The organism is Chitinophaga agri (genome assembly GCF_010093065.1).
GTDB lineage: Bacteria > Bacteroidota > Bacteroidia > Chitinophagales > Chitinophagaceae > Chitinophaga > Chitinophaga agri.
Genome location: NZ_CP048113.1, coordinates 606,647 through 618,410 on the forward strand (window position 1 = coordinate 606,647; position 11,764 = coordinate 618,410).

At 48.7% G+C, this 11,764-nt stretch carries 9 protein-coding genes; 6 read left to right on the plus strand and 3 right to left on the minus strand.

Going from position 1 to position 11,764, the window contains the following annotated elements:
- The first annotated feature begins 145 nt into the window (after nucleotides 1-145).
- Nucleotides 146-1,447 (plus strand): aldo/keto reductase, encoded by a 1,302-nt coding sequence (locus GWR21_RS02360; protein ID WP_162330178.1) that lies wholly within the window; start codon nucleotides 146-148, stop codon nucleotides 1,445-1,447.
- Here the strand turns inward: GWR21_RS02360 and GWR21_RS02365 are convergent.
- The 3 genes from GWR21_RS02365 to GWR21_RS02375 all read right to left on the minus strand — a co-directional run bounded on the left by GWR21_RS02365 (nucleotide 1,444) and on the right by GWR21_RS02375 (nucleotide 3,598).
- Nucleotides 1,444-2,127 carry a DUF6624 domain-containing protein gene (locus GWR21_RS02365; protein WP_162330179.1) on the minus strand — a complete coding sequence of 228 codons (684 nt, stop codon included), beginning with the start codon at nucleotides 2,125-2,127 and terminating at the stop codon, nucleotides 1,444-1,446. The genes GWR21_RS02360 and GWR21_RS02365 overlap by 4 nt on opposite strands.
- Nucleotides 2,128-2,238: 111 nt before the next feature.
- Nucleotides 2,239-2,460, minus strand: coding sequence for a hypothetical protein (locus GWR21_RS02370; protein WP_162330180.1), 222 nt, complete (start codon nucleotides 2,458-2,460; stop codon nucleotides 2,239-2,241).
- A 322-nt stretch (nucleotides 2,461-2,782) separates the two neighbouring features.
- Nucleotides 2,783-3,598, minus strand: coding sequence for a tetratricopeptide repeat protein (locus tag GWR21_RS02375; RefSeq protein WP_162330181.1), 816 nt, complete (start codon nucleotides 3,596-3,598; stop codon nucleotides 2,783-2,785).
- Nucleotides 3,599-4,091: 493 nt separating this feature from the next.
- Here GWR21_RS02375 and GWR21_RS02380 point away from each other — a divergent pair, with 493 nt between their 5' ends.
- From GWR21_RS02380 to GWR21_RS02400, 5 genes are read left to right on the plus strand one after another with little or no spacing between them, the layout of a single operon-like run.
- A complete protein-coding gene (locus tag GWR21_RS02380; protein ID WP_162330182.1) occupies nucleotides 4,092-7,253 on the plus strand; it encodes a SusC/RagA family TonB-linked outer membrane protein in 3,162 nt (1,053 codons plus the stop codon).
- Nucleotides 7,254-7,264: 11 nt separating this feature from the next.
- A complete protein-coding gene (locus GWR21_RS02385) occupies nucleotides 7,265-9,109 on the plus strand; it encodes a RagB/SusD family nutrient uptake outer membrane protein (protein WP_162330183.1) in 1,845 nt (614 codons plus the stop codon).
- Between the two features lie 17 nt (nucleotides 9,110-9,126).
- Complete coding sequence (locus GWR21_RS02390; protein WP_162330184.1) at nucleotides 9,127-9,528, plus strand: hypothetical protein; 402 nt, start codon at nucleotides 9,127-9,129, stop codon at nucleotides 9,526-9,528.
- 23 nt (nucleotides 9,529-9,551) lie between these two features.
- Entirely contained in the window at nucleotides 9,552-10,541 is a 990-nt protein-coding gene (locus GWR21_RS02395) for a DUF4466 family protein (RefSeq protein WP_162330185.1), read from the plus strand.
- A 17-nt stretch (nucleotides 10,542-10,558) separates the two neighbouring features.
- Entirely contained in the window at nucleotides 10,559-11,761 is a 1,203-nt protein-coding gene (locus GWR21_RS02400; protein ID WP_162330186.1) for an alginate lyase family protein, read from the plus strand.
- The last annotated feature ends 3 nt before the right edge of the window (nucleotides 11,762-11,764 follow it).

Sequence of the window (11,764 nt, forward strand, 5' to 3'; positions counted from 1 at the left end):
GTATTTGAATAGCATTATTTTTTGTCCCTGTATAACAGGCAGGAAGTAATAATAGGTATTCTTTTACGTTAGTATATCCGGCTGTTGGAAAATTGTAAAATACCCACTTCAAAACCCTTATCAGACCTCACAAAAATCACTTTTCATGATACAACTGCACGAACTGAGCAAGATCGGATTTGGTATGTACCGGACGTCCGAGAGTAACCAGGAACATCTTGAAGCCTTATTGCACGCTGTAAGCAACGGATGCAACCTGCTGGACACCGCATCCAATTATGAAAATGGCGCGTCGGAAATGCTTGTTGCCAAACTGCTGGAAGTTGTTCCGCGTGCGCAGTTATTTATTGTGACCAAGGCAGGATACATCAGCGGTGATAATTTAGTGGCCTTCAGAAAACTGCAGGAATCAGGTAAGGGCTTAAGCGATGTCGTAACGATCAGCGACACCTTCCTTCATTCCATGCATCCTGAATATCTCCGTTTGCAGATCGACACTTCATTGCGCCGCATGGGTACGACCTGGCTCGATGGTTTCCTGCTGCATTCTCCCGAATACTTCTTTGAACAACCGGCCGCAATGGCGAGTCAGGAAGAATACTACCGCCGTTTTGAACAGGCTTTTGCTTTCCTGGAGTCAGAGGTGGCAGCTGGCAGGATCCGCTATTATGGTGTCAGTTCGAACACACTGAGTATAACAGATGGACCGAAAGCGACTGACTTGTCAAAGCTGATAGCTGTTGCTACACGGGTGACTACAGCCAATCATTTTAAACTGATACAATTTCCTTTTAACATCATCGAGCACCAGGCGGATGTACATGTACCAGCGAGCGAAATGAGTTTGCTGGAGCTGGCTGCCCGGCATGGTATCCGTACATTTGGTAACCGTCCGCTGAATGCGAATGCGGCCAATGGCATGTTGCGTATGGTGATCTACAATGTGCAGCAGTTTTCCGTTGATCCTGCAGCTGACGAAGCCCTGCACGCTGACTGTTTTGCCTTGCTGGAACGACAGTTGCAGCAGAAGAAGCCGGGTAGTAGTCTGAATGATTTTGCATTACTGGCCTTTCTGAGAGACAACTGGAAAGTCATTCCGCATGAGGAGGCATTCAATAAGCTGTTCTATGGTACATTATATCCCATTGCGCGTTTGCTATATGATAATAGTATACCGGCAGAGGCGTTGCAGCTGTTACGTTCCTTTCAGCAGGTTTGCTGGCAGTATTGCCTGCAAACATCTACGGGAAGGGTGATCAGCTGGCTTCGGGAGAACGGTCATGAACGACTGATCCCAACGACGCCCGGTGATACGCTTCCGTTGTTACTTTGCAGGGAGTACCTGCATCGTGGTCTGGATCATGTACTGGTAGGCATGCGTCGTATGCCGTACGTAGATGAACTGAAGCCGGTATTTCAGCCGGTATCACCTGTAGATACCATTTAATTTTTTACCTGCTTTTTAAAGAAGTCTGCTTCTATGGCCGGCAGTTCCTTTGCATATTGTGCAGCATCCCATTTCATGTCAAAGGGAGAAAGGTACTCCGCCATGGAAGGCAGTCCCATGGTGGCTCGCCGCTTGTCTACCTGTTCAGGATCTTCGAGTGGAGCAACCTGGTAGTGATTGGTGCGCATGTCCCATATTACCTGACTTCCGTACAGTTGACGTTTGCCGTGATGCAGGGCCACACGGTCTTCCAGCAGTGCCAGGCTTTTAAGTGCTGCTTTCCCGTTGGCAGCAGCGGCACGCATGACCGGCAGGTATTTATCCTGGGCCTGAATGCCTGCATGCTGTATGACCATGAATAATGTTGTGTTACCTTCCCTGCCTATTTCATCTGCACCGAGCCAGCCAAACTGGTCAATGATAGCGGCTACCTTCAGCAGGTTCAGGGAATCGGCAACCGCCATTTTTCTGAACAGCGTTTTCATTTCAGGGGAGTCTCCACCGTACTTGCTTTGCACGCTTTCCAGCTGTGAACGATATTGCTGATCTGTAGAGGCGGTTGTCGTCAGTATCTGTATGATAGAGTCTTTTTGCACAGGCGTTAAAACCTTTTGCTGGCCAAAGACAGTATTAACCAGGCAAAGCATCAGCAATATTATATATGCGGGATAATATTTCATTGGGACTGTTTACCGGTTCAACGAAAGCGTATAATACGTCATGAAATGACAGGCAGAAGGCTGTACAGTACCTCCTGCCTGCACTTTAACTCAATGCGTTTGCGTTACTGATCATGGAAATGCGACAAAATCTCTTTCCAGGCTCAGTTCAGGAGCTGCTTCAGCGAGACCCCATTCGTAGTCGATCAGGGTAACACTGCCATCATCATTTTTGTGTGGTCCGGTAACGTGGCAACCAGCTGCTGCCAGTCCAAGCATTTTTTCTACTTCGTTACCTGAGTTAACTGCTTCCATCTGGAAGTCTTCAAGGGTTAAACGTTTTTCGCTTTTCATAAAAAACCGGATTTTGAGGATGATAAATTATATATAGAGATGGAAGCAAGGTAAATTATATTCTGCCGGGTTTACCTGAATTTTCCATTGTAAGTAAGTTTTATTTCCTGTTCTGTGCGGTACGTGTATACATAAGTGCAGCGTGTAAAAATAAGGAGATGTTGCATGATGGCCTCGTTACAGTAGAATGGCTGCTGCCGGGAGTACATGCGGCAGATAGAAAAAAAATAAGACAACTTATCAAGCACAGTAAGTACATATACTCTTTTGCGTTACTGTTGTTTTAACGAGTGTCTGATGCTGTGTGTTATTTGCATTACAACTATCGTATATAATAGTTATACATCCATTCTTTGACCTGGTACGGGTAGGGTTCATACACGGCGTTGTCTTCCGGAATGGAGTAGCCTTCTTTAAAATTCTTCCTGGAAGAAGTGAATGATTCGCGTGCTGCTGTTCCCTGGTGCAGGCGTATCAGACAAAGACCTTTGTAGTATCCCGCATCAGCAAAACGGGGATATTGGGTCAGGGATTTGTTGAAGAAATCGAGGGCCGTGTTATAGTCCGCCGTTTCATAGCTGATAATGCCCAGATAGAAGTAATAGAGAAAATGTACCGGAGCACTAGGGGTATTTTCCTCCACAGATCTGATAGTTTCTAATAATGCTGCTTTAGCGGCGACATAGTCATTTAGCTGCAGATAGCTCAGTGCAAGGTAAAAATCGTACCGGTGGTCCATGACCCCCTGATGATATCCCGCTTTCTTGGCAAGGTTAAAATCAGCAATGGCACCCTGGTAGTTTTTTTGAAAGATGCATTTGATGAATGCCCTGTAATCGAGGTATTCCGCCGCATCAAGTGCGACAGCTTTGTCCAGGTAGACCATTCCGGCTTCATATTTACGCTGCTTGAAAAGCGGCATGGCTTTCTGTTGCCAGAAAGAGGCTTCATCAGGCAGTACTGCCAGCGCACTGTCTAGGTAGATCTGCCATTCCCGTGCGAAATAATGGTGGCGGTAGGCGCCGTTGGAAAGAAACCTTCTTTCTACGGAATCTTTATCCGGTGGGGGCTGAGCGGAAGCGATGTAGCTGGCCAGCAGAAGAGGGAGGAGCAATAGGCTAACGATGATGGTTTTCATGTATACAGGGTTTACGGAAGTAAATATACGTATTTAGCATAGCAGATGGCCGGCGTGTGTATATTGAACAGTTGCCGTATCTGAGACGTTCATGTTTGTACGTACATTTGTGCGCTCTCAGGCATGCGTTTAAAAGCTGAGCATTCAGAAAACAGGGGATTGTCATACAATCGTTTACGCGTTCTGAAAAAAAATCCCGGGGACTAGTATGTAATTATGAAATCAATTTAATAACTTTAAATGCAATCGATTGTCGTTTATTGCATTTAAAGACAGACGAATCATTATATTCTGTAGAAGAGCTATACCCTGGACCAAATCTAGATCGAAACAAAATATTCCACGTATCATGACCAATTCAACAAATACAACGAGCATTAACAGCAGCTCCTAATATGCAAACGTTTGCATTCCCGGGACGGAATGTCTTTGCACTATGCCGGTGAACAGCCGGCACAGGCCATTTATTGCCTTCACCTAAACATTTATAGTGATGATTACTCATTTACCTCCTCCAAAGGGAACGGGGGTACGCTGGCTGCATGCCAGATGTATCCTGCATGCCCTTGTCCTCTCAGCAGGATCCATTACAACCGCTACGGCAAACACTGCTCCTGAATCAGGCTACCTGTACTTCCAGGAGGGTGCGGCACAACAACAACAAACCGTTAGTGGAACAATCACCGATGCCGCCGGACAACCTTTACCCGGCGTCAGCGTTTCTTTAAAAGGATCATCAACCGGTACTGTCACCGATGCCAATGGCCGCTACACGCTCAAAGTGAACACTTCAAAAGGTACATTGGTCTTATCTTCCATGGGCTATGTAAAAAAAGAAGCCGCCTTCTCCGGCGCTGCTCCACTTACCATTACGCTTGAATCAGATCAGAAGGCCCTGGGGGAAGTGGTGGTGGTCGGCTACGGCACCCAGAAAAAGGTCAAACTCGTTGGCGCTGTTTCTGCTGTGAAGGTAGATGAGAAGATCACCAGCCGTTCTTTGCCTAATACTTCTTCTGCCTTGTCAGGACTTGTACCTGGTCTGTCAGTGACACAGAACTCCGGTATGGCGGGCAACAACTCCTCCAGCCTCATCATCCGCGGTCTTGGTACTGTGAATAACAGTAGTCCGCTGGTAGTCGTAGACGGTATGCCGGATGTGGACATCAACCGTGTCAATATGAACGACATTGAAAGTATCTCTGTCCTGAAAGATGCTACCTCCGCATCTGTATACGGTTCCAGGGCTGCTAACGGTGTAATATTGATCACCACCAAATCGGGTAAGGGACAAAAGAGAACAACGATCAATTTCTCCGGCACCTATGGAGTAGAACAGCCCACCAGGTCGTATCAGTTCATGGCTGACTATGCCCGTGCGCTGACCGTCCACCAGCGTGCCGCGGCCGTTAACACCCTGCGCTCTAATTATAACTTTAAAGATGGTACCATTGATCAGTGGATGGCAATGGGCATGATAGACCCATTACGGTACCCAAACACCGACTGGTGGGACGTGATCATGCGGGAGGGTGTCTTACAGAATTACAATCTGTCCGCTTCCGGTGGTACTGATAACGCTAACTTCTTTATCTCGCTGGGTGTGATGAACGAGAGGGGGTTGCAGATCAATAATGATTACAAACGTTATAACGCCCGCTTCAACTACGATAATAAACTACGCAAGAATATGAATGCCGGTCTGCGTTTCGCCGGTAACTGGTCTAAATACCAGTATGCGCTGACGGACGGCTACACCGACGACGATGCGTCTAATACGGCTGGTATGGACCTGCAATACGCTATCGCAGGTATTACTCCCTATGACCCCGTTACCGGCTATTATGGGGGCGTAATGGCGTATAACGAGGATCCGCAGGCTTACAACCCATATACAGTGTATCAGAACATGCTGAACCGGCAGAACCGTCAGGAGGCAAACGCTACTGCGTACATTGACTGGGAGCCTATTAAAGGACTGACCGGCCGCGTGGACTATACGCTGAACTATTACAACCAGTTCCGCTGGAATGCCAATATCCCGAACCGGGCCTATAATTTCCAGACGGTGAACTTTGGTAGCCGCGTATATGTAGGTGAGAATGCAGGTATCGGTAACTTTACCAATACCGGATACAAGACCATGCTCAACGGTCGTATCAACTATCATAAGACGATCGGTATTAACCATGATCTTTCCCTGCTCGGCGTATATAGTGAAGAGTTCTGGTATGACCGCTATCAGGGTACCTCCCGTAATGATCGTTTATACCCTACTTTGCATGAGGTAGATGCGGCGCTGACAGATATTCAGTCCACGGGTGGTAATTCAAGTACGGAAGGGTTACGCTCCTATATCGGTCGCGTTAACTATACCGCTTTTAATAAATACCTGTTCGAAGCCAACTTCCGCTATGACGGTTCTTCCCGTTTTCTGCCCGGAAAGCAATACGGCTTCTTTCCATCTGTTGCCCTGGGATGGCGTTTCACGGAAGAGAAATTCCTCCACCGCTTCACCCGTCGTGTGCTAAGTAACGGTAAGTTCCGCGCGTCTTACGGCGGATTGGGTAACAACAGTGGCGTCGGTCGTACGGAGCAACAGGCGACGCTGGCCGCCAGTCATTACATGATCGATGGTACGATCGCCAAGGGATTTGTGAATCAGAAGATGGTCAACAAGGACCTTTCCTGGGAATCGACCCGTGTGCTAAACCTCGGTCTGGACCTTGGCTTTGTGGATAATCACCTGACCGCCGAAATCGACTATTACAACCGGGTGACCACCGGCATGAACCGTCCGTCTGAAATGTCCGTATTGCTGACAGGTGCTTACAGTGCTCCCCGTAAGAATATTGGTGATCTGAGGAACCAGGGGATTGAATTAAATCTCACCTGGACTGACAGGGTCGGACAACTTAACTATGCTGTAAATCTGAATGGTTCCTATAATATTACCACGCTGGAGAAATGGAATGAATTCCTCAGCCGGGGATGGACCTTCCTGAATATGCCTTACCACTTCCTGTATACGTATGAAGATAAGGGCATTGCCCAGACATGGCAGGACGTGTATAATAACACGCCACAGGGCGCTTCCCCCGGTGATCTGATCCGTAAAGACCTGAACGGTGACGGCCGTATAGACGGTAATGACATGCGTGCATATCCTAATGTACAGCGTGACCGGCCTACCACTGTGCTCGCGTTGAATACTAATTTCTCCTGGAAGGGCATTGACCTGGGATTCCTGATCACCGGGGCTACTGGTCGTAAGGATTACTGGCTCAATAACTATAACAATATCAACTTTGGCGCACAACGTTATGCCTCCACCTGGGAGCACTGGAACAACCCCTGGTCAGTAGAGAACCGCGATGGTGCATGGCCGAGACTGAGTGGCAGTAACAACCGGGTGGAAACCACCTTCTGGCTGGATGACCTGAGCTATATCCGCTTTAAGAATATACAGCTGGGATATACACTGCCTAAAGCGCTGCTGAACAGAATAGGGCTAAGCAGCTTCCGCATCTATTGCTCTTCCGAAAACATCTTCACCATTACTTCTTTCCGCGGACTGGACCCTGAGCTGACAGGCAACAGGAGTAATGCCTATCCTCTGAACAGGACCTATGGAGCAGGATTGAACATAGGTTTATAAATGATACGATCATGAAACAAAAGACTGTTACATCATATATCGCAGCCTTACTGTTGCTGGGTGTTTTACTGACCACCGGCTGTGTAAAGGACCTGCTGGAGAGAGAACCTTCCACAGAACTGGGCACTGGCGCTTTCTGGAGATCAGAGGCGGATGCCACTTTCGCCCTGATGGGTGCTTACGCGGATATTCGTCCGCTTTTCGACCGCGATTATTATTTCGACGGACAGGCAGAATACCTGCGCGTGCGAGGTACAAGTACCGCCAGTGGGAACCTGCAGAAAGGAGATGCTTATAACGGTGGGGATTATAGTCCGTCGGGATATGGCGACAACTTCGACAAAATGTACGAACGCCTCTATGGTGGCGTACATCGTGCGAACTATGTTATAGAGAACGTGCGTAAGATGCTGCCTGCCGCCAGCGGTAATTCATTGGTACAGCTGGAGCGCATCGTAGGTGAAGCCCGCTTACTGCGTGCAATGGTCTATTTCAGACTCATCTCCATGTGGGGCGATGTGCCTTATATAGATCATGTCGTCTTCGACAATGCGGAAGTGGCTGGTCTGACGCGTACGCCTATTACACAGGTAAAAGATTCTATCATAGCTGACCTGACCTATGCTTTTGAAAAACTCCCGGTGAAGGCCCCCGAGATTGGCCGTGCCTCCAAACCGGCGGCACTGGCCTTCCGGGGCAAAGTACAGCTGTACTGGGCTTCCTGGAACACATTCGGCTGGCCTGAACTGGATACCTTTATGCCTGACCTGGCAGCAGGTACGAACGCTTATAAAGCGGCTGCGGAAGACTTTAAAAAAGTGATCAGCGATTATGGCCTGAACCTGTTCCGGGGTGGAGAGCCGGGAGAGTGTGACGTGCTAGGGAAAGCGGATAAACTGCCGAACTATTATTACCTGTTCACCCCTGTTGCCAACGGTGACCCGGAAATGATCATGGCCTTTTCTCATGGTGGTACCGGCACCAATCAGGGCGAAGAACTGATGCGTGATGTAGCCGGCCGTTCCCACGAGGGCTCACAGTGCTGGGTCTCTCCGCGCTATGAAATAGCAGACCGCTATCAGTCCACGATCACGGGCGATTTTGCAGATAAACTCATCCCCATGAATCCAGCGAACAATCCCGCTGCAAGAACAACGCTTAACTCAGCTGTCAATCCGCAGAGTTATACCAACCGTGACTACAGGATGAAGTCGTCTATCATGTGGGACTATGAGGTCAGCGTGGGGATGATCTCTCTGAAATCTACCGGTTGGGTACCATTTATCTATCGTACCTGGAACCAGCCGGTCACCATTGACGGCAATAGTTTCATCACCTATAATACCGATGGTTGTAACTCGGGATTTGTCCTGCGTAAGTTCCTCCGTAATACCGCCGGGCTGGGACGCAGCGACGGCACCTATAACTACCCTGTGATGCGGCTCGCAGATGTATACCTGATGTATGCGGAGGCAACCAATGCCGTGGATGGTCCGCAGGCGGATGCTATTCAGCTGGTGAACAGGGTGCGTCACAGAGGTAATCTGCCGCCACTGGCAGCGGAGAAAACCGCGAATAAAGAAGCCTTCTTTCAGGCGATCGAACAGGAGCGTATCGTCGAGTTGTTTGGCGAAGGACAACGGTCTTTTGACCTCCGTCGCTGGAGAGCCATCGAACGCGTATGGAACCCTCCCTATGGCAATGGTGTATGGCGTATAGATACCTATGGTGCACAGATGACCCGCTATTTCCAGAACCAGTCAGAAAGAGAATATCAGCAGAACTACATCTTCCGTATCCCACCGGGAGAAAGGAACAGGAATCCTAACCTGACGCAGAATACACCTTGGCTATAATTTCAAAACCTTTCACAATGAAACACTTTATCACCATCATATCACTGCTTGCCGCATTAAGCTGGATGGGCTGCCGCAAGGAAACACCTATCGACGAAGACGGGTTGCTGATCACTACGCGTGCAGAATGTTATGTCAGCAATTTTGAACTACTGGGAGCTGATTTCCAGACGGTGCGTACCAAGAACGCCGTCATAGATACGGTAGCCTGTACGGTAGACGTGACCGTGTTCTATGGTACTGATCTGACACATCTCTATCCACAGTTTACATTGGTGACAGATGCAAAACTGGATCCGAAGATCACCGGGTTTACTGACTTTTCTGATCTGACCAATCCCAGAACATATACCGTTATATCGGGCAACAGACAGGTGAGAAAGACCTATAAGGTACTGGTGACCGTACAGTCCAGATAGTATTTACAATTAAACATTACATTATGAGAACAATTGCTGTTCGTTATATCATACCGCTGTTCTGCCTGGGCTTACTGCTCACGGGGTGCAAGGATAAGGAATATGCTATTCCAGCGCCGGAGAACGCGTTTCAGAACGACTGTATTAAAAGAACACTTGGTCCTAATGTGGCAGGGCTGAATATTGAATTTGCCTATGCCATTGCCTTACCTGCCACACGCGGTAAGATCGTGTCCGCACAGGTGGAAGCGTCTATCGCAGGTGAGGCAGCCACTTACCTGGAACACAGGTCTTATTATACTAATGGCAGTGGTGAAGATGTCGGCATTGCTATCGGAGATCCTTCTTCCAATGAAGGGAATGTGACCAGGGTGAATTTCATTAAAGATACGAATGCTGTGACCTTACGTTATTTCTATGCGATCCCCAGATCAGCGCAGGGTAAGGAAGTGCGGTTTACTTTTTCTGCGAAAAGCAGCACCGGTGAGACGGTTTCCTATTCCATGGGACCGTATGCTGTTTCCCGTATGGACATGGTGCTGGACCTGCCGGTGAAGAACGGGGATGCCTGTTTTATTTCTGTGGCTGACATGGCCGTCTATACAGAAAAAGAAGCCAGTGCAAATCCTGACAAGATCGACCTGGTATACCTGCACCGTGCTATTACCGGTGTTACATTCGGACACGCATTAGTGTCACCGGGAGCGAATGCTGAGTACCTGCCGGATGTGGTGCTACCTCCAGGCGTCAATAAGATCACTAAGGTGCGAAAGACGTGGAACCTCCGTGATTTCCATCTGGCGCGCCTGCAGTACGGTATCTATATTGACGACCTTGATTTTGAGCAACTGGACATGAACGGTTCACCGGATTATGTACTCAATCTGAAATCAGAGGCGGGCACCTGGGTAGAGACAGCTGATGGGAAGTACCGCGCCTACATCTACATGAATAAAGTGGACGACGCAAAGAAGAGCGCTACTATCAGTATGAAACGTTACACGCTTAAATAATGAATATCACTATGAAGATGCCTGCATTTTGTGCCGGAATGATAATGACCTTACTGAGCTGCCTGTATACCCGGGCAGCTCAGACGCCGCCACAGACTTTTCTGCTCAAACCAGAACAGCTGATAGCGGGGAAAAGGCAACTGGAAAAGAAGGACCCGGCGACGCAGCAGGCATTGACCACGCTGCTGAAGATCGCAGATCAGTCGCTGCAGAACGGGCCTTATTCGGTGGTCTATAAATCGAAAGTGCCACCAAGTGGCAACAAGCATGACTACATGAGTGTAGGCCCATACTGGTGGCCGGATTCAACGAAAGTCAACGGGTTACCCTATATCCGGAAGGACGGACAGGTAAATCCGGAGCGATACGCTATCAAAGATGATGAATACCAGAACGCTATTTCCAGGGATGTCTATTATCTGGGTCTCGCCTGGTTTTACACTGGTAAAAAGCAATACGCAGCACATGCCGCCGGACTGCTACGTACCTGGTTCCTGGACACCGCTACACGTATGAACCCCCACCTGAATTACAGTCAGGCGATCCCGGGAATTACGGATGGCAGGGGCATCGGATTGATAGATACGCATAACGTGCCGATGCTTATCGACGGTATACAGCTGTTAAAGGATGCCCATGTGCTTAGTGATCAGGAGTATAAAGGTATACAGGACTGGTACACGCAGTTCCTGCAATGGATGCGTACCAGTCCGATCGGACTGGACGAAGCCGATGAGTTGAATAACCACGGTACCTGGTATGATGTACAGCAGGTAGTCATCGCTTTGTTCACGGAACAACCGGAGCTGGCCAGGCAGATGCTGGAACGGCAGACGAAGAAGCGCATAGACGAACAACTCGATGTGGATGGCAGGCAACCAAAAGAACTGGCGAGAACATTATCATGGAATTACTCATTGTTCAATCTGCGGGCCTTCTTTGAACTGGCGTTGCTGGCTGAGAATGTGCAGGTAGACCTCTGGCACTATGAAACCCCCGGAGGTAAAAGTCTGCAGAAAGCCTATGGCTGGTTATTGCCCTACGCAACGGGTACCCGTACCTGGACACATAAGCAGATCAAGCCGAAGCATGATGAAGCGTTCCTGGAGTTGTCGGCCGTTGCTGCCCGTAAGTACCCGGCCATTGACCTGAGCGCCTTAAAGGCACAACATAAAGACTATCACAATGACCTGTTATTGCTGACGCATTGGGCGTACTAAAAA